The 17,513-nt window shown below is 63.0% G+C and carries 16 protein-coding genes and 1 pseudogene; 10 read left to right on the top strand and 7 right to left on the bottom strand.

Annotated elements, in window-relative coordinates; translation table 11 throughout:
• Nucleotides 1–103: 103 nt before the first annotated feature.
• Nucleotides 104–1,231 carry a LysR family transcriptional regulator gene (locus QX094_RS18505; protein ID WP_315714177.1) on the bottom strand — a complete coding sequence of 376 codons (1,128 nt, stop codon included), beginning with the start codon at nucleotides 1,229–1,231 and terminating at the stop codon, nucleotides 104–106.
• Nucleotides 1,232–1,306: 75 nt separating this feature from the next.
• On the opposite strand from QX094_RS18505, the gene QX094_RS18510 reads away from it, so the two are divergent.
• From QX094_RS18510 to QX094_RS18535, 6 genes are all read left to right on the top strand, one after another.
• Entirely contained in the window at nucleotides 1,307–2,389 is a 1,083-nt protein-coding gene (locus tag QX094_RS18510) for a 2,3-butanediol dehydrogenase (RefSeq protein WP_315706500.1), read from the top strand.
• Nucleotides 2,390–2,473: 84 nt separating this feature from the next.
• A complete protein-coding gene (locus QX094_RS18515) occupies nucleotides 2,474–3,610 on the top strand; it encodes an ABC transporter substrate-binding protein (RefSeq protein ID WP_315706499.1) in 1,137 nt (378 codons plus the stop codon).
• Between the two features lie 57 nt (nucleotides 3,611–3,667).
• Nucleotides 3,668–5,158 carry a sugar ABC transporter ATP-binding protein gene (locus QX094_RS18520; protein ID WP_315706498.1) on the top strand — a complete coding sequence of 497 codons (1,491 nt, stop codon included), beginning with the start codon at nucleotides 3,668–3,670 and terminating at the stop codon, nucleotides 5,156–5,158.
• A complete protein-coding gene (locus QX094_RS18525) occupies nucleotides 5,155–6,120 on the top strand; it encodes an ABC transporter permease (RefSeq protein WP_315706497.1) in 966 nt (321 codons plus the stop codon). Before QX094_RS18520 ends, QX094_RS18525 begins: the two co-directional genes overlap by 4 nt.
• 5 nt (nucleotides 6,121–6,125) lie before the next feature.
• Complete coding sequence (locus tag QX094_RS18530) at nucleotides 6,126–7,097, top strand: ABC transporter permease (RefSeq protein WP_315706496.1); 972 nt, start codon at nucleotides 6,126–6,128, stop codon at nucleotides 7,095–7,097.
• 409 nt (nucleotides 7,098–7,506) lie between these two features.
• The gene (locus QX094_RS18535; protein WP_315706495.1) at nucleotides 7,507–7,974 is read left to right on the top strand and encodes a transposase; all 468 of its coding nucleotides are present in this window, start codon (nucleotides 7,507–7,509) and stop codon (nucleotides 7,972–7,974) included.
• On the opposite strand, the pseudogene QX094_RS18540 reads toward QX094_RS18535, so the two are convergent.
• The 3 genes and pseudogenes from QX094_RS18540 to QX094_RS18550 all read right to left on the bottom strand — a co-directional run.
• Nucleotides 7,950–8,105: pseudogene (locus tag QX094_RS18540) on the bottom strand (IS256 family transposase); the annotation flags it as partial. The gene QX094_RS18535 and the pseudogene QX094_RS18540 overlap by 25 nt on opposite strands.
• 675 nt (nucleotides 8,106–8,780) lie before the next feature.
• A complete protein-coding gene (locus QX094_RS18545) occupies nucleotides 8,781–9,143 on the bottom strand; it encodes a hypothetical protein (RefSeq protein ID WP_315750108.1) in 363 nt (120 codons plus the stop codon).
• Between the two features lie 245 nt (nucleotides 9,144–9,388).
• Nucleotides 9,389–10,588, bottom strand: a complete 1,200-nt coding sequence (locus QX094_RS18550) for an IS256 family transposase (protein WP_315714240.1) — start codon at nucleotides 10,586–10,588, stop codon at nucleotides 9,389–9,391.
• A gap of 201 nt (nucleotides 10,589–10,789) precedes the next feature.
• Here QX094_RS18550 and QX094_RS18555 point away from each other — a divergent pair, with 201 nt between their 5' ends.
• The gene (locus QX094_RS18555) at nucleotides 10,790–10,999 is read left to right on the top strand and encodes a helix-turn-helix transcriptional regulator (RefSeq protein ID WP_315750443.1); all 210 of its coding nucleotides are present in this window, start codon (nucleotides 10,790–10,792) and stop codon (nucleotides 10,997–10,999) included.
• A gap of 611 nt (nucleotides 11,000–11,610) precedes the next feature.
• On the opposite strand, the gene QX094_RS18560 is transcribed toward QX094_RS18555, so the two are convergent.
• Both QX094_RS18560 and QX094_RS18565 read right to left on the bottom strand, forming a co-directional pair.
• Nucleotides 11,611–12,165, bottom strand: a complete 555-nt coding sequence (locus QX094_RS18560; RefSeq protein WP_315827669.1) for a hypothetical protein — start codon at nucleotides 12,163–12,165, stop codon at nucleotides 11,611–11,613.
• A 169-nt stretch (nucleotides 12,166–12,334) separates the two neighbouring features.
• Nucleotides 12,335–13,555: a glycosyltransferase gene (locus QX094_RS18565; RefSeq protein ID WP_315827670.1), complete on the bottom strand. Its 1,221-nt coding sequence runs from the start codon at nucleotides 13,553–13,555 to the stop codon at nucleotides 12,335–12,337.
• Between the two features lie 101 nt (nucleotides 13,556–13,656).
• Between QX094_RS18565 and QX094_RS18570 the strand changes: the two genes are divergently transcribed.
• The 3 genes from QX094_RS18570 to QX094_RS18580 all read left to right on the top strand — a co-directional run bounded on the left by QX094_RS18570 (nucleotide 13,657) and on the right by QX094_RS18580 (nucleotide 16,604).
• Nucleotides 13,657–14,532, top strand: coding sequence for a DUF6502 family protein (locus QX094_RS18570; RefSeq protein ID WP_315714183.1), 876 nt, complete (start codon nucleotides 13,657–13,659; stop codon nucleotides 14,530–14,532).
• Entirely contained in the window at nucleotides 14,529–15,728 is a 1,200-nt protein-coding gene (locus tag QX094_RS18575; RefSeq protein WP_315714184.1) for a hypothetical protein, read from the top strand. The genes QX094_RS18570 and QX094_RS18575 overlap by 4 nt, the downstream gene beginning before the upstream one ends.
• Nucleotides 15,729–16,475: 747 nt before the next feature.
• Complete coding sequence (locus QX094_RS18580) at nucleotides 16,476–16,604, top strand: hypothetical protein (protein ID WP_316174920.1); 129 nt, start codon at nucleotides 16,476–16,478, stop codon at nucleotides 16,602–16,604.
• Nucleotides 16,605–16,647: 43 nt separating this feature from the next.
• On the opposite strand, the gene QX094_RS18585 is transcribed toward QX094_RS18580, so the two are convergent.
• Nucleotides 16,648–17,499 (bottom strand): ABC transporter permease, encoded by an 852-nt coding sequence (locus tag QX094_RS18585; protein WP_316169295.1) that lies wholly within the window; start codon nucleotides 17,497–17,499, stop codon nucleotides 16,648–16,650.
• Between the last annotated feature and the right edge of the window lie 14 nt (nucleotides 17,500–17,513).

Raw genomic sequence — 17,513 nt, forward strand, 5'->3', positions numbered from 1 at the left:
ATCTCATGCGCCAAACTACGATTTTTCGTGATTCGTACTCCCGCTGCTGGCAGTCCTCGTCCGCGAACGGCACGCAATTTCCGCCGAAGGACGTTGAAACAGGTCAGTCGCTCTCAGTCGGACGTCCGCGCAGTGAAGTCTCTGCGCTGTCCCAGGGCGGTTCCGGCCGCCAAGCCTCTATCAACGCATCGATGAATGTACGCACCTTCGGCGACAAGTGCCTGCTCGAAGGATAGACGGCGCGAATGGGTGCACCATCGGCGTCGACCTCTTTGAGGATCGGCACCAGCCGACCTGCACGCAGATCGTCGCTGACCAGGAATGTGGCAAGCCGAGCGATGCCGAAACCCGCAATCGTCGCGTCGCGCAAGGCTTCAGCGTTGGTCGCGACGAAACGCCCATTGATGGCGATCACGCGAGCTTGTCCGTTCTCGTTGAATCGCCAGTCGACGGAGCGCCCGCCGTGCACGAAGGCGAGGCAGCTATGCTGCGCCAACGCGTCGATGTTTCTCGGCGTTCCTCGCTCGGCAAGATAGGCCGGCGACGCACAGGTCACCAGGCGATGGCGCGCCAGAAACCTATTCATCAGCCGAGAATCTTCGCTGCTGCCGATCCTGATCGCGAGATCCACGCCCTCGTCGATGAGATCGACATAGCGATCGCCGAAGGAGGCGCTGACGGATATCTCCGGCCATTTGCGAATGAACTCATTGAGGACCGGAAGCACGTGCAGCCGGCCGAAGGATACGGGCAGATCCAGCCGCAACCGCCCCCGCGGCGCCTGCGAGTGACTGAGCATCGCCATCTCCGCTTCGTCGAGATCGGCGAGCAGCCTCACGCACCGCTCGTGGAAGGCGGCTCCCTCTCCGGTCAGTGAGACGCTTCGCGTGGTGCGCTGGAGCAGCCTGACCCCGAGCCGGTCCTCGAGCCGAACGATGCTCTTGCCGACTGCCGATCGCGAAAGGCCGATGCGTTCGGCCGCTGCCGTGAAGCTCTTGGCTTCGGCGACATGGACGAACACGCTGATGTCCTTCATCCGGTCGATAGCCATTGCGCCTCCTGAAACAGCCCCGAGCTGCAGCCGCGGCCATTCAAATCCGCCACGAACGGTCCGATCATTGGGGCAATACGTTCCCCAGTGAAGGGAAATCACCGGATATTGTGGCTCCAAGGCGCCTATTCTAACCTTTTTGAAACTGGCTGCACCAGCATGGGAAGTAAAATTCCCCATTCAATCAGATCAATGCAAACCGGTAACATGGTAGTGCGAGGCCAATAACCTGCCGCGCAGAAGGGGAAGCGCACCGTGAAGGCTGTTCGCTATTACGGACGGAAGGACATCCGTGTCGAAACCGTCGATGAGCCCAAGGAGATGGGCGCCAGCCAGCTCCTGGTGAAGCCGCTGTGGACCGGCATCTGCGGCACGGACCTCCACGAATACATTGCAGGGCCGATCGTCACGCCCGCGTCGCCGCACGTGTTCACTGCAGCAACCTTGCCGCAGATCCTGGGACATGAGTTCTCGGCCGAGGTACTGGACGTCGGGCGCGACGTCACTCATGTGCGGCGCGGCGACCGTATTTCGGTGCAGCCGCTGATGATGCCGATGAACGACTATTACAGCCGGCGGGGTCTCAACCATCTCAGCGAAAAGATGGCTTGCATCGGCCTCAGCTGGGCCTGGGGCGGCATGTCCGATCTCGCCGTCATCAACGACTACAATGCGGCGAAAGTGCCCGACTCCATCACCGACGAGGAAGCCGCCATGATCGAGCCGGCGGCGGTCGCGCTCTATGCGGTCGACCGCGGCGGTGTCCAGGCTGGCAGCACCGTGCTGATCGCAGGTGCAGGCCCGATCGGCGCGCTGACCATTCTGTGCGCCCACGCAGCCGGCGCCGCCAGGATCTACGTGTCGGAGCCCAACGCATCGCGGCGTCGAACGATCGAGAGCTGGGGTATTTGCGCCGGCGTCTACGATCCCAAGACGACGGACGTGGTCGCGCGCGTCAAGGAGCAGACCGAAGAGAATGTCGGCGTCGACGTCGCCATCGAATGCGTCGGTAACGAAAGCGCATTGAACACCTGCGTCGAAGCCGTGCGGCGGCGCGGTGTCGTGGTGCAGGCCGGCCTGCACGTCGGCAAAGCCTCGACCGATCCGATGTTGTGGGCCCTGAAGGACATCACCATCGAGGCAACCTGGTGTTACCCGATCACGATGTGGCCGCGCATCATCGGACTGGTCGAGTCTGGCAAGCTGCCAATCTCGAAGATCATCGATGGCCGTATCCGCGCCGAGGACGTGGTCTCGAAAGGCTTCGACGTCCTCACTGCGCCAAGCAACGACAAGCTGAAGATACTCGTGTCGACGCAGCTGGCGGCACCGTCGTGAGGCGGCGTAGGCAAGACCAGGGTTGATTGTCCAGAGCGACGCTCAAGTCGCCACGATCAGTGAAACCAAAGGGGAGGAACACCAATGAGAGTGACTATCGCGAGCTGCCTGTCACTGGCCTGCCTGGCCATGGTGACACCAATTGCCGTCCAGGCGGAATATTCCGGCGCGCCGCGCACGTTCCTGTTCAATCCAGCGCTCGACGTCTGCATTCGCGACACCGCGAAGTTCAAGAAGGCGCCGCCCTACACCATCGGCTTCTCCAATGCCGGCCTCGGCGACAGCTGGCGCGTGGTTGGCCTGCACTCGCTTCAGAAAGCTGCGCACGACCATGCCGACGTCGTGAAGAAGCTGCTGATCACCGATGCGGGCCATGACGATGCCAAGCAGGTCGCCGACATCCAGGATCTGGTCTCCCGCGGCGTCGATCTCCTGATCGTCAGCGCCAACACGTCGCAGGCGCTCGATCCCGCCGTCACCCAGGCGACCGAACGCGGCATCCCCGTCGTGATGGTGGACCGCCGGGTGGATTCTGACAATTTCGTCACCTTCGTCACAGCGTCCGACGCGATGATGGGGCGCCTGTTCGCGCAATGGATCGTCGAGAAGCTGAACGGCAAGGGCAACGTGATCATCCTCGGAGGCCAGGCCGGCTCCAGCCCGAACGAGAACCGTGTCAAACCAGCGATGCAGGTGTTCTCGGCCTATCCCGGTATCAAGATCCTGGAGACCGTCTACTCCGACTGGAGCCCGGTGAAGGGCAAGCAGGTGATGCAGGCCATGATCGCCAAGTACGGCCATAGCATCAATGCCGTGTTCTCGCCGCACGGATTGCAGGTGCCCGGTGCGATCGAGGCCTTTCTCGATGCCGGCTGGAAGGGAAGCGAAATTCCGCCGATCACCTCGGCCGACATGAACGGACCGATGAAGATGGCTATCAAGAACAAGTTCCCGCTGCTCGACATCGACTATCCGCCCGCGATGATGGGCACGGCGCTCGACGTCGCGCTCAAGGTGCTGTCCGGCGCCGCGGTGCCCTGCGTCTATACCATCAACAGCAATATCGTTCTGACCCACGGTGACGAGACGCCTTCCATTCCGAAGCCTGACATGTATGCGGAGCAGCACATCGTGCCCGACGGTCCCGACGACATGCTCGTGTCCGGCGGCATGGGCCCGACCTACAATCCGAGCACGTTCAAGATCGACTATCCGCACTGAACCCGGAACAATGGCGTACCGGCGAGGCCGGCACGCCAAAGGGGCAAGACGGACCGAATGCTCACACTCAAGGCCATTTCCAAGAGTTTTCCCGGCGTGCGCGCCCTCCACGGCGTAAACTTAGACGTCAAACCTGGCGAAATCCACGGCTTGCTCGGCGAGAACGGCGCCGGCAAATCCACCCTGATCAAGATCATCGCCGGCGCGGTTGCGCCCGACGAAGGCGAGATCACCCTCGCCGGTCAACGCGTGAGATGGTCGTCACCGCGCGAGGCGAAGCTCGCCGGAGTCCACGTCGTCTATCAGGAGTTCGCGCTGTTTTCGCAGTTGTCCGTCGCCGAGAACATCTTCCTCGGCAACGAGCGGCGCAACGCGCTCGGCCTGGTCGATCACGGACGGACACGGAAAGAGGCCGCTGAGCTGATGCGCAAGCTTGGCATCACCCTTGACCCTCGCGAGACGGTGGCCTCTCTCTCGGTCGCCGACCAGCAGATGGTCGAGATCGCGCGCGCGATGACGCACAATGTCCGCCTGTTGATCCTCGACGAGCCCACCGCCGTCATTGCCGGGCGCGAGGTCGAACTGTTGTTCGAGCGCCTGCGCCGGCTGCGCGAGGCCGGTGTGTCCATTCTCTTCATTTCGCATCGGCTCGACGAAGTCTTCGCGCTGTGCGATCGTGCCACGATCCTGAAGGACGGCCGTCTGGTCGGCACGACGGATACCGTCGCCGTCACGCGCGAACGGCTGATCTCGATGATGGTGGGGCGCGATCTCGGCGAGCTGTTTCCCCCGCGCTCGACCGCGTCGCGACCGGATCAACCCGTGCTACGCACCGACGGCATCTGCGTCGGCGACCGGGTCCGTGACGTCTCGATAGAACTGCATGCAGGCGAGGTCGTCGCGCTGGCGGGCATGGTCGGCGCCGGACGCACCGATCTGGCGCTCGGTCTGTTCGGCGCAGCTCCTATCTCGAAGGGCACTCTCCACATCGCCGGCGAGCGCTTTACGGCAATGACGCCCGCCAAGGCGATCGGGCTCGGCATGGGCCTCGTCACCGAGGATCGCAAGTCGCAGGGGCTTGCGATGCTGCTCGACATTGCTGCGAACATCACTGGGCCAGCACTCGGCGAGGTCACCCGCTACGGAGTGATTGATCGCGAGGGCGAACTGGCGATCGCCGCCCACGAAATCGAACGATACCGCATCGCCTGCCGCGGACCGGCAACGCCGGTCGCAACCATGTCGGGCGGAAATCAGCAGAAGGTGATCATCGCGCGCTGGGCACGCCTGTGCAGGTCGATACTGATCCTCGATGAACCGACACGCGGCGTCGACGTCGGCGCCAAGGCCGATATTTACCGGATCATGCGCGAACTTGCCGATTCAGGCCTCGCAATCCTGATGATCAGCTCGGAAATGACCGAGGTCATCGGCATGGCCGATCGCGTGATTGTCATGCGCGAGGGACGGATCGCCGGCGAGCTGCCGGGATGCGACGCCACGGAGGAAAGCATCATGTACCTGGCCACGAGCGAGCGCGCCGCATGACCGCGATCGCCGCCCGTCTCGCGATGCCTTGGTGGCTGCGCAGCAATGCGGGGCTTGCCGGCGTGCTCGTCCTGATCTGCGCGGTATATCTTGTTGGCGCAACGGTCTCCGACCGATTCCTGACGCTGGGCAACCTGCTCAATGTCTATGAGCAGACCACCGACCTTGCGCTGGTCAGTATCGGGCAAACCCTGACCATTCTCAGCGGCGGCATCGACCTCTCGGTCGGCTCGCTGATCAGCCTCACCTCCTGCCTGACATCAGGCCTGATCAACGGCAATCCGGATCGGGTCGTTCCGGTCGTGCTCGGCGTGCTCGCGCTCGGGACATTCGTCGGCGTGCTCAACGCCGGCCTGGTCGTCACCTTGCGCGTTCATCCGCTGATCGTGACGCTCGGCATGGGCGCGGTCCTGCAAGGCGTGACCTTGCTCTACGCACTGGGACCGGTCGGTCGGGTGCCGCGCAGCTTCACCGTGCTCGCCTATGGACGCATCTCGGGCATCCCCATCGGAGCGACGCTTGCAGTCGTCCTTGGCATCCTGGTCGCGCTGCTGCTGCGATATTTGCCGCTCGGCCGCCAGATCTACGCCCTTGGCGATGATGCGAATTCCGCGCGTCTCGTGGGATTGCGGCGGACGCGCATCCTGATGCTGGTCTACGGCATCTCGGGCTTCTGCTGCGGGGCGACCGGGCTTTATCTCGCCGCGAGGTTCGGCGTTGGACAGCCCTACACCGGCGTCAACTACACCTTGGCTTCGATCACTCCGGTCGTGCTCGGCGGTACCTTGCTGAGCGGTGGCAAAGGCGGCGTGATCGGCACGCTGTTCGGCGCCTTTCTGATCACGCTCCTGAACAACCTGCTCAACTTCATGGACGTGTCGAAGCACTATCAATTGGTCGCGCAGGCGGTCATCATCATCCTTGCCGTCTCCATCTATGTCGAACGCCGCAGGATCGGGTGAGCAGGATGTCAGGCTCCGTAGAAATCGCCGGCTCCGTCACCCCGTCCTGGTCGGTCCGCAGCGTCATGGAAAGCTATGGCACAGCCCTCGCTCTGCCGCTGCTGCTCGCGCTTGGTGGCGTGATCTCACCGGCCTTCGTCAGTCCCGGTAATTTGTCCAACCTGCTGCTACAAGTCGCGCCGCTCGCGATCGCAGCCATGGGGCAAAGCCTGGTGATGATCGTTCGCGGCCTCGATCTCTCTGTCGCCTCGATGATGGCGACCGCCGCCGTGATCGCGACCGGTTTCTCGGGCCTCGACCAGAATGTCCCCGCCATCGTCGCGACGGCCTTGGTGGTCGCTGTCAGCGTTGGCCTGCTCAACGGCTTTCTCGTCACCAAGCGTCAGGTGTCCCCGTTCCTGGCAACGCTCGCCACGATGATCCTGCTCCAGGGATTCAGGTTCGCCTACACGCAGGGCGCGCCGTCCGGCAACGTGCCGCCGGTACTGCGGCTGCTCGGCTCCGGAAAATTTCACGGCGTGCCCTATAACGTACTCGTTCTGCTGTTCGTAGCGGTCTTGCTGGCTGGGGTCCTGCACCGTTCCGCTTTCGGAAGGAGGATTTTCATTGTCGGCGGCAATCCAGTGACGGGGCGCCTGTTTGGCATCCGCTCCGACGCGGTCATGATCGGCTGCTACCTGATCTCGAGCTGCCTTGCGGCGCTCGCCGGGCTGATCCTGAGCGGTTATGTCGGGCTCGTCGACAACTGGGTCGGGCAGGGGTACGAGCTCGACTCGATCGTAGCCTGTGTCGTCGGACGGGTGTCGCTGCGGGGCGGCCGCGGCTCGATCCTTGGCGCCCTCACGGGAGCCGCCATCATCGTCATCCTCGCCAACGAAGTGGTGCTGCTCGGCGTGCCGGTCCAGGTCCAATTGATCATCAAGGGCGTCGTCATTGTCCTCGCTGCTGCAATCTACACTCGTAGAGATGCACCATAGCGTTTTCTAAGGATGCGATGAGAGGAAACCCACCATGAGCGAGCATTGAGAGGAAACTGTTCCGGGTAGAAAACCGGGTACTCTCAAAAAAGTCCAATTGATTGTGCCGCTGCACCGAAGTTTGTTGCACGAGCGGACAGACCGGAGCGTTGCACGTGTTGTAGCCCCTGCGGAAGAGGTCTCCACAAGCGCATTGTTATTCGGCGATTGCTGAGGACATTCCGTGTTCATTACGATTGCCGTCAGCGACAATATTGGCTGGTTCATGGAGAACTTGCCGAGCGTTGGATGTCAGCCACCAGCGGCCATGACCCACCCCACCCGCACGTGCACATGATCGTACCGGGCGGCGGCATCTCGCCCGACGGCCAGCGCTGGGTGTCCTGGCGGCCAGGATTCTTCCCTGCCAGTGCGGGCGCTTTCACGCCTGTTCCGTCGGCTGTTCCTGGAGCGCCTGGCCACCCTCCACCAGGCCGGGCGCCTGATCTTCGGCAACGACGCCCACCTCGCCGGAGAACAATCATTAGCAACGTTGCTGGCAGCGTCGGGCAAGATGGAATGGGTCGTTTATGCCAAGCGTCCGTTCGGTGGCCCCGAGGCAGCGCTGGCCTATCTGTCGCGCTATTCCCACCGCGTCGCTATCGCCAACAGCCGCCTGCTCGCCTGCGGCCAGCAAGGCGTCACCTTCAGATGGAAGGATTACCGCGTCGAAGGGCCGCGACCGTCAAAAGCGGATGACGCTCGCGACGGACGAGTTCATTCGCCGCTTCCTCATCCACGTGCTCGCCTCCGCCGCATCCGCCACTACGGCCTGCTGGCGCGAGGCGCCTGCACCGACAACGTCGCACGCGCGCGCGAGCTGCTCTTCTCGCCATAGGCGGCTCCAGTCAGCCCGGCGACCTCCATCTCCATCAACCGCTGGGCGGCAAAGCCGATCATCTCGCGCAGAAGATCCGCGTCCGGGGCCTCCTCGACGAGCGCGCGAAGGTTCATCATCTCGTCGGTCATCGGTGGTTCCTCGAATCGAGTTGGTGTCAGCAACCCGACCCTACCGGGCAATCACCGGTGACCACCGCAAAGCCGTCCGCCCGCTACGGCGCTATGGGAGAGCGCGCGGGCGGACGGCTTTGCTCTACCAAGTTACACCACGCCCGGGAACACCGCCCTTAAAAGTATCGCAAAGCGGCAACCCGGACAAGCGCAACGACGGCTCTGGGTCGCGGGCGGAAGTCTCATGCAGAGTAAATCTCGTCTGCACAACCTCGGGCAACTGATACGCGTGGCCCTGACGGGCTTCACCTGAACCGCCTCCGTACCGCGATAGGAAATCTGTGCGTCTTCTCCGTCGTGACCGAAGCGCGACCCTTCTGGCGCCCTAGCGTCCACCCGAAGTCGCCTCCGGATCCTCACCAAGGGCCTACCTCGCCACCCTCGGTCTCGCCGCTTGGCGCGGCAAAGATCGATGTTTGATAATGCGATAGGCCCCGGACGGCTAAGGCCTTGAGCCGGTTCACGGCCTATCGGGTGCTGCGGCGCTTGGTCCTGCGGCCGAGGTCCATGCCGTCAATTGGCCAGGAGACTAAGGCCGCTATCCTACTCGACTTGCCGGCCGACCATTTGGCGGCCACTGATCGCTCACGAACGGCGGTTTTTGGGCGGGTCTTCGAGATCCGACCTTCCGAATTAGGCTGCTCTCCTGTAACAAAATAGGGCTTCTGCGATAGTGGGCTTCACGATGTAGCGGACCCCCGCTACCACCATTCCCCACACTCCCTTTACTCTGCTTGGGTATGCCTCCCCGCCAATCAGCGAGTTGAGACGGCCAGCAATTTCAACACAGACCCCGCCCGGGCGCGTGTCATCTCTCGACACCGTCACCGTCTCCACAAGATCTCGAATTGCTTCGGCAGCCTCCGTATCGCCTGCGCTCACACCTTTGCCGAGCGCATTTTCGAGCCGCGCCAATTGCTCTTCGTATCGCCTAAGAATGACGGGGTGGAGCGCAATCGGCTGCGAAGCGGAGGGCTGGCTTTGCAATTCAGCCATGATCCGCTTCCGATTGGCATCCAGAGCCGTGGACCGCGGGCCGAGAATCGAAGGATCGCCATGCCCCTTGGCGATGGCGTCAGCTGGATGCCGCAGCGAAGAAAAAGAAGCTCAATTATCCAGTATGATTGCGGGAACAGGTTTGCCGGCCGCTTCACAGACTGCCTCGATAAGCAGGCGAGATCGTGTCCCCAAGCGTGGTGTAGCTGGCGGCCCACCGCGTTCGCCGGCTGGAGCCGGGCCTGTCAGCTGGCGATAGCCGTGAGGCTGACGTTCGGATCATCGCTCAATGGCGCGATGGTTTCCAGCGTCATGTAGCGGGCGCGTTGGACCGCCCATTCATCGTTCTGTTCGAGCAGGACAGCTCCGATGAGGCGGACGATAGCGTCCTCATTGGGGAAGATGCCGACCACCTCGGTGCGCCGTTTGATCTCGCCGTTGAGGCGTTCGATCGGATTGGTGGAGTGCAACTTGGTCCGATGCTGCGGCGGGAACGTCATGTAGGCAAGCACGTCGGTCTCGGCCTCGTCGAGGAAGCCGGCAAGCTTGGGCAGCTTGGGACGGAGCTGATCGGCGACCTTGCGCCATTGGGTGCGAGCGGCCTCGGCATCGTCCTGGGCAAAGGCCGTGGCGATGAAGGCGGAGACCACGCGCCGTCCGCTCTTGCCGGCATGAGCCAGCACGTTCCGCATGAAGTGGACGCGGCAGCGTTGCCAGCTGGCGTTGAGCACCTTGGTCACGGTGGCCTTGATGCCCTCGTGGGCGTCGGACACCACCAGCTTGACGCCGCGCAAGCCGCGGCGGGCCAGCTTGCGCAGGAAGGCGGTCCAGAACGTCTCGGCCTCGGACGGCCCGATGTCCATGCCGAGAACCTCGCGCCGGCCGTCGCTGTTGACGCCGACTGCAACGATCACCGCGACGGAGACGATGCGCCCCTGCTGGCGCACCTTCACATAGGTGGCGTCGATCCAAAGATAGGGCCAGTCACCCTCGATTGGACGGCCGAGGAAGGCCTTCACTTTGTCGTCGATCTCGCCGCACAACCGACTGACCTGGCTCTTGGAGATGCCGGTCATGCCCATCGCCTGCACCAGATCGTCGACCGAACGGGTCGAGACGCCCTGAACGTAAGCCTCCTGAACCACGGCGGTGAGCGCCTTCTCGGCCATGCGCCGCGGCTCCAGGAAGCCGGGGAAATAGGAGCCCTTGCGCAGCTTTGGGATGCGCAGCTCCACCGCACCGGCGCGGGTCTCCCAGATCCGGTCGCGGTAGCCATTGCGCTGGGCCAGACGTTCGGGGCTCTTCTCGCCATAGGCAGCCCCGGTCTGGCTCTCGACCTCCAGCTCCATCAGGCGCTGGGCCGCAAAGCCGATCATCTCGCGCAGCAGATCGGCGTCTGGGGTCTTCTCTACCAGCGTGCGCAGGTTCATCATGTCTTCGGTCATCGGTGGTTCCTCGGTTGCGTTGGCGTGTCGCAACCCGATCCTACCGGAGAACTGCCGGTGACCACCGCAAAGCCGCCCGCCCGCTACGGCGCTATTTGGGAGCGCGCGTCCGGGCGGCTTTGCTCCACCGAGCTACACCACCTCCGGGGACACGACCAGCAGGCGAACCGCTTTGGCATGCCAATAGATTTTCGCTCACGAATGAACGATTTGCGGGATACTGTTGCTCGGAATTTGCGTCGCCTCCGAACGGGGAAGGGCTGGACGCAGGAGGAGCTTGCGTTCCGAGCAAAAGTCGATCGGAGCTATGTCAGTCAGCTGGAGACAGGCGTATACAGCGCATCTGTGACGATGCTCGGTAAGCTGTCCAAGGCGCTCGGCGTAGAGCCCAGCGAATTTCTAAAACCTTGACCAGAGCCTCTGGTGCTCGTTTCGCTGGGGTGCTCTGGCAGAATTGGCGACAATCGCTCGGGCTGTCCCCTATAGTGAAGACCAGCCACGTCGGCCGATCGGCCAGCGCCAGTAGCCCTCTATACTTGGGAGTCGCGCGACCGGGCCCAGCTTGGTGCGGTATTGGTGCGTGAGGATTTGAAGTAAGTACTGATCCCGCTAACGCGTTGATCGTCCGTGAGACCTTATCACCCTAGGGCTGCGACCGGGCCGTTATGGGCGGCAAGCTATCGATCGGCTTCGTTGATTTTGCTGCGTTCTCGTTCGATTTCGATTGAGTTCGTTGCGGCTTGTTCGGATCGTTCTGGTGCGAGACTGGTGCGGCCCGTTGGGGGCAACATCCTCTCTAGGCTGAAACAGAGGGCGATTCTAGGAAACCTTAAGATCACTTGGCAATCAGGGGGCCACCTCGTGTTGTCCGGAAGCCATCATTGGTACACAATGCATTTTCCGAGAGCTGGGAAGCGGGTATCGACAAATTCACGATACACGACTTGAGGCGCAGCTTACGCACCGTCATGCCGCGCGCGTCTACGTCCCATCAATAAGAAGCCCGCCGGCAATCTGGGCCGTCAGCGCGAGAGCAGGGGGGGTCCGGCAGAGGGCAGCGGACGAGGCACTGACGACTGCACAGTCGATGACTGCGCCCGGGGTTGCGAGAGTCTATGCTGCGGGATCGGGGCCGCCTGCTGCTGGGACAGCGACGAAGGCGGGGTTGTTGACATTCTCTGTCTGATGTCGTCTGCGACAGCTTGCAGCGTCGCAATGTTCTGGGCCATCAGCTCTTGCTTGGCGGTGAGTTGCTCTACGCTGCGCCGCACGACATCGAGATTGAACGCCAGGGGCTCAAGCTGCTGCATCGGGTCCGGGGCAGTTGAAGCAATGGCTGGCGACTTCGTCGTCGAGACGGATAACAACCAGCCCAGCGATGGAACCCGGGCCACTACCTTGTCCCTTGCTGCGTCACCGTAGGACTGCCAGGCAAGGGTGGCGCCGATACCGATGAGAACTGCAATAACAAACCGGGCAAGGGTATGGAGTGTTCGCCTGCCAGTCGACGGCCGGTCGCTCGCGATATTGTCGTCGTTGAGGCCGGAGGGGCGAGGAGAACGGCCAGGCGGTTTCATGGGCCGTCCAATCCGCGGATCGAATCGGGCGTTTGGATCGCGCGCAGGCCCGTCCCACGCATTCTCTACGAGAGGTATGCTTTGCGAGTACATAAGTAGCTCCTTCCTGACTATTCACGGATCGTGATCGCGAGCTGAGCCGGCGCGACGAGTTTCAGCACAATCAGTCTCAGCAATGTCGATTTTCCGGACCCGTTCCGATTGTTCCGGGACGTGAAGCCAGGGTCGACCGGCTTGATGCCTTAGTCGTCACGGCATGGCGATAGACAGTTTCGATTCCTTTCCCGAAGGCGTCGACGGAATATTGCGTCGTTGCGCGAAGCCGGGCGGCATGGCCCATGCGCCAGCGCCGCTCCGGATCGCGGAGCAATGTTTCGATCGCTTCCGCCAACCGAACATGATTGCCGGGTGGAACGGTAATGGCCTCGATGCCGTGGCGCGCCACGCGTGGAACGGCCGTGTCAAGCCATGTATTGATGATCGGCCGTCCCGCCGCCATCGCTTCCAGTTGAGCGATGCCAAATGTTTCCGCATTGGTCAGGGACGGCAGGACAAAGACGTCCGCTGTACACATGAGACTGGCGAGTTTGGCCTTCGGAGCGGAGCCGAGCAGGCGGACGCGATCCGCGACGCCGAGGCTATGAATCATTCGTTCAAGCCGTGCCCGTTCTGGACCCTCGCCGATGATCCAGACCTCAAAGCGGTGGCCGACCGCCGCTCGCACCAGCACATCGAAGCCCTTGTAGGGGACGAGTTGCCCGCAAGCCAGCACGAGCCGTCCACGATCGCGTTCGGCAGCGTCATTGTCGCGCGGCTCTGGCCAATCGTACTTCGAGGCATCGACGCCGAACGGAACGACGTGACATTTCTCAGCGAATTCCTGCAGCAGCGGGCTGCTGTACAGCAGAATGGCATTGGACACGATGATTGCGTCCGCCTGCCGCAGCGTCCGGCGCAACAGCGGTTTCATAAACCACCTCAGTCCGGCATGCGAAGCGATGTCCGCATGGTAGTGCACGACCAAAGGTCGATCGCGGCCCAACCCCAGGGCGAGCATGAGATCGGCGAGCGAAAACGGTGCATGAAGCGCGAGCAGATCGTGATCGGCGACCTGGCGCCACAACCGCAGCGGATAAGTCGGCGCGGCCGGAAGCGAACCTACATCGCCGAACGAGCGCACGCGCTCGATCGTAACGCCGTTCACGACGATGCGCCGTTGCCCGTTCGACTTGGAGCAGACCAGCACGCAGGCGGTGAACGCGTTTTTCAGTCCTGCGCATATGTCGCGGATCACCGACGGGGCTCCGCCGAACAGGTCGGGATAGCAGTCATTGAAGATGTGAAGCACCGAGAGGCGCCGAGAGGGAGCGAGCATAGCCGAACTCTCCATGACTGAGCGCCTCCTGTATATGTGGGAAAATTTCACACGTCAATTGATCTCGACGGAAAAGTGGGATTGTATCCCACGGGACTCGCCGCTACAATTTCGCCATGAACGCCAAATCCCGGAGATCGAAGTCGGCTTCACATCAGCCGATTGCGGCGGCGAGCCTGCGCGCGCCCTTGGCGCGCCTGCTGCGCCCGCTGGTGCGGCTATGCATCCGCGGTGGAATGACATTTCCTGAGCTGGCTCAGCTGTTGCGAGAACTCTTCGTCAATGTTGCCGAGCACGACTTTGCCCTGGAGGGAAAGGAGCAGACCGACAGCCGCGTGAGTCTGCTCACCGGAATTCACCGCAAGGAGGTTGCGCGGCTGCGCGGCGCCGGTGCGCCGGTCAATGAAACGCCTGCCACTCTGTCGCTGACCAGCGCGATCATGGCACGCTGGCTCGCCGCTCCGGAGTTCACGGACGCGAACGGCGATCCGCTGCCCTTGCCGCGCATGGCCAGTGGCGATGCGCCCTCGTTCGAGCAGCTCGTCAGTTCGATCACGAAGGATGTCCGCCCGCGCGCAGTGCTGGATGAATGGCTGGACCGCGAGCTCGTGACCATCAACGGCGATGAAGAGATCGTGTTGGTGGATACCGGCTTCGTTCCGCGCGGCGACGACGAGCGCAAATGGCACTATCTCGGCCGTAACCTGCATGATCATATCGCGGCAGCCGCCGAAAACGTATCCGGGCCAGCACCCCGTTTCCTCGAACGCGCGGTGCACTATGACGGCCTTTCAGCCAAGCTCGCAAAACGTCTCGAAGGGCGTTCGCGCGAACTGGCCATGGACGCCCTGAAGATCGCCAACCGGGAAGCAAACCGCGCGCTCGCCAGGGACAAGGGCGGCGACCACCGCTGGAATTTCGGCATCTACATTTACAGCGAAGGTCCGGACGACGCGGCGAATGGTGATGCTGACGAAGGCGGCTCGTCATGACCAGGCAGCCCGTCATCTCGCGCCGCTCGTTGCTTATGGGACTCTGGCTTGCCGGATCGTCCTCCGCCTGGGCGCAGGTGCGCCGCGGCAGCGATCAGGGTATCGGCGGCACCGGTATCACACGTGGCCACGATCAGGGCATCGGCGGCACCGGCATTGTTGGCGTCATTCAGCGTTTCGGCAGCATTTTCGTCAACGGCCAACGCATCAGCTATGCGCCGAACGTCCCGGTGCGGATCGATGGCGAACCGGTATCGGCGAAGGCGCTCAAGATCGGACATCTGGCTCGTGTGCTGGCGCTGCCGCAGGCGAACGGTTCGCTGATCACCCGCGGCGTCAACGTGGTCAGCGAGGTGATGGGGCCGATCGAAAGCGTCAGGGACGGCGAGATGACCGTGCTGGGCCAGCGGATCATAGCGGCCGGCCACGAAAGCTGGCGCCATCCGGGCGTCAATGTCGCGGTCTTCGGGGTGCGCCGCATCGACGGCGTGATCGTCTCAAGCCTGGTCGAGCAACGCCTTAACGCGACAACGCGGGTTTCCGGACCACTCGAACGCGATCGCGGCGGCCTGCGAATAGGCGGGTTGCGACTCAACGGCGCCGATGCCGCACTCGTCGGACAACGTGTTCAGGCTGAGGGCCGCGTTACGCAAGGCGTGATGCAGATCTCGCGCATAAGGGCTGACGACCTCTCTGATTTCTTCGGCGCGAACCGTCTGTCGATCGAAGGCTATGTCCGCCGCGTCGGCAGCTATCTGCAATTCGGCTCGGGCTATGTCGCGCATGACAATAGTCGCTTCGCATCCTCAGGCAATGCCCGCGTGGTCGTGAACGCCACCTTTGACAGTTCCCGTGGCTTGCGGGTTGAATCCATCCAGTCCGTCAACAAATTTCCGGGTGACTCGATCCAAGGTACGAGATCCGAGCAAACTCCGGGCGCGACGCCCGGCGGCTCGGACGTCCCGGGCGGCGCTACTGTGCCAGGCGGCGGTCCTCCCGGGCTGGGCGGTGGCGGTCCTCCAGGCCTTGGCGGCGGCGGTCCTCCCGGCCTTGGCGGCGGCGGTCCTCCCGGCCTTGGCGGCGGCGGTCCTCCCGGCCTTGGCGGTGGCGGTCCTCCAGGCCTTGGCGGCGGCGGTCCTCCCGGCCTGGGCGGCGGCAGTCCTCCCGGCCTGGGCGGCGGCCGCGGCCGGCGATGAGCAACGAAGATATGGCAGAGCGGGCGAGAGGCGCGCGCTCGCAGCGTCGTCCAGCTTCGCTATGCGATTCATCGCGAGCAACTTGCGCTGCGAACAGCTAGCCCGAGTTCGCGGATTCGCGCTCGAAAATCGGGATTTTGCGATTTTTTTGGCGAGCTAAGTAATTGATCTGCAAAGGGTGGGGTGTTCGATTTCGGGCGAGAATGGTTGTAGTGAAGACCTCCCCGATTCCCAAGGGCGTGGCGATGCGGGTGGATCCGCCGCGCGATGTTTCTGCGACGCACGGAGCGACGAGCCCGCGGCTGAGCAGAATATGAACAACCCGACGGCGCTCGCCGCTCTGGCGAGCGCCGTCTCGCAGACGGTGCGACGACAGAAGATTGGCTGAGTTTCCGCTGATCGGCGGAGAGACGTTTGGTGGATCGAAGCGGATGCGGAGAGCACGCTATCTTGCCGGCGATGACAACTCGATTGAGACGTCGAGCGCGCTATTGTGTCTGTGTTGCCCCGCGATCCTGACGAGGACATGTGCGCCCGCTTGGCAGGCGGGGCTGAGCACGGACTCTCGGATGGACCACCAGATGTCATCACCGCGAGATCACGACGGAAGCCGGACCAATGCTATGTTGTCGACCGCTCGTGTGCAGCCGTGTAGTATCGAACAGAGGAGACGATCACGTCGAAGATGAAGGCGGAGAGACGCCCGATGTAAGCGTCCGGCCGCTGCACATGGCCTCAGATCTTGACATGATCGGCCGGCTCGATCGCCGCCGGGTGCACGGTGACGATGTCGGAAGCGGCCGCGATCTGTGCAAGCTCGGCCTCTACGCGCTTACGTTCTGCCGCGAGCTCATTGACCTTCGGGTTGTGCGCTGAGCGGGATCAGCAGTCCGAGACGAGCTATGGACAGTCGTCTTGGTCAGGCCGCGCGCTCGAACTGCGGCTGCCAGCGGAGCAAGTAGGATTGCAGCGACTGGACGGCGAGCGCCAGCAGGATGCCGACGAACATCATGATGAAGATCGCCACCATCATCTCGCTCGCATTGGCGCGGGCCTCGGCCTCGATGATCAGCTTGCCGAGCCCGCGCTCGGCGCCGATGAACTCGCCGACGATGACGCCGACGAGCGCGAAGGAGACCGCCGGGAGAAGCGAGGCGAACACCCAGGCCAGCGCGGACGGGACGACGACGGTGCGCAGCACGGTCAGCTCGCTCGCGCCCATCAGCCGGGCCGCGGCGATCTGGTCGCGGTCGACCGCGCGGGTGCCCTCGAAGGTGTTGAAGAAGACGACGAAGAACACGACGAGCCATGCGGTCGCGATCTTGGAGAGATCGCCGAGACCGAAGATCAGGATGACGAGCGGCACCAGCGCGATGCGCGGGATCGAGTTGAGCGCGATGATGTAGGGGCCGAACACGCGGGCGAGAAAGTCCGACCGCCCGAGCACCACGCCGGCGGCGATGCCGGTCAGCGCGCCGAACAGAAAACCCCACCAGGTGTTCTTGAGCGTGACGAGGGTCGCGGTCCACAGATTGTTGTCGGTAGCTCCGATGCAGGCGACGACTCCGGCGGGATCGCTGAAGCAGCCGAGGCGCAGAAAACTCTGCCAGATCAGCGAGGGCTTTGCGACGAAGTAGGGATCGAGGATCTTCGGCACATAGGCTTTGGGCAGCAGCGCTTTGCTCCACTCGAAGCCCCATTGCCAGACCACGAGCACAATGACCAGGATGGCGATCTGCCAGAACAGGATGGCGGCGCGACGGGTCGACATGATCGGTCAGCCTT

Source organism: Bradyrhizobium sp. SZCCHNS1050 (assembly GCF_032484785.1).
Taxonomy (GTDB): domain Bacteria; phylum Pseudomonadota; class Alphaproteobacteria; order Rhizobiales; family Xanthobacteraceae; genus Bradyrhizobium.

Excerpts from the sequence above, each read along its gene's own strand:
- QX094_RS18585 (WP_316169295.1), bottom strand. The coding sequence starts at position 17,499 with ATGTCGACCCGTCGCGCCGCCATCCTGTTCTGGCAGATCGCCATCCTG.
- QX094_RS18555 (WP_315750443.1), top strand. The coding sequence starts at position 10,790 with ATGAACGATTTGCGGGATACTGTTGCTCGGAATTTGCGTCGCCTCCGA.
- QX094_RS18515 (WP_315706499.1), top strand. The coding sequence starts at position 2,474 with ATGAGAGTGACTATCGCGAGCTGCCTGTCACTGGCCTGCCTGGCCATG.
- QX094_RS18550 (WP_315714240.1), bottom strand. The coding sequence starts at position 10,588 with ATGACCGAAGACATGATGAACCTGCGCACGCTGGTAGAGAAGACCCCA.
- QX094_RS18565 (WP_315827670.1), bottom strand. The coding sequence starts at position 13,555 with ATGGAGAGTTCGGCTATGCTCGCTCCCTCTCGGCGCCTCTCGGTGCTT.
- QX094_RS18505 (WP_315714177.1), bottom strand. The coding sequence starts at position 1,231 with ATGGGGAATTTTACTTCCCATGCTGGTGCAGCCAGTTTCAAAAAGGTT.
- QX094_RS18575 (WP_315714184.1), top strand. The coding sequence starts at position 14,529 with ATGACCAGGCAGCCCGTCATCTCGCGCCGCTCGTTGCTTATGGGACTC.
- QX094_RS18530 (WP_315706496.1), top strand. The coding sequence starts at position 6,126 with ATGTCAGGCTCCGTAGAAATCGCCGGCTCCGTCACCCCGTCCTGGTCG.
- QX094_RS18570 (WP_315714183.1), top strand. The coding sequence starts at position 13,657 with ATGAACGCCAAATCCCGGAGATCGAAGTCGGCTTCACATCAGCCGATT.
- QX094_RS18525 (WP_315706497.1), top strand. The coding sequence starts at position 5,155 with ATGACCGCGATCGCCGCCCGTCTCGCGATGCCTTGGTGGCTGCGCAGC.
- QX094_RS18545 (WP_315750108.1), bottom strand. The coding sequence starts at position 9,143 with ATGGCTGAATTGCAAAGCCAGCCCTCCGCTTCGCAGCCGATTGCGCTC.
- QX094_RS18580 (WP_316174920.1), top strand. The coding sequence starts at position 16,476 with ATGATCGGCCGGCTCGATCGCCGCCGGGTGCACGGTGACGATGTCGGA.
- QX094_RS18560 (WP_315827669.1), bottom strand. The coding sequence starts at position 12,165 with ATGAAACCGCCTGGCCGTTCTCCTCGCCCCTCCGGCCTCAACGACGAC.
- QX094_RS18520 (WP_315706498.1), top strand. The coding sequence starts at position 3,668 with ATGCTCACACTCAAGGCCATTTCCAAGAGTTTTCCCGGCGTGCGCGCC.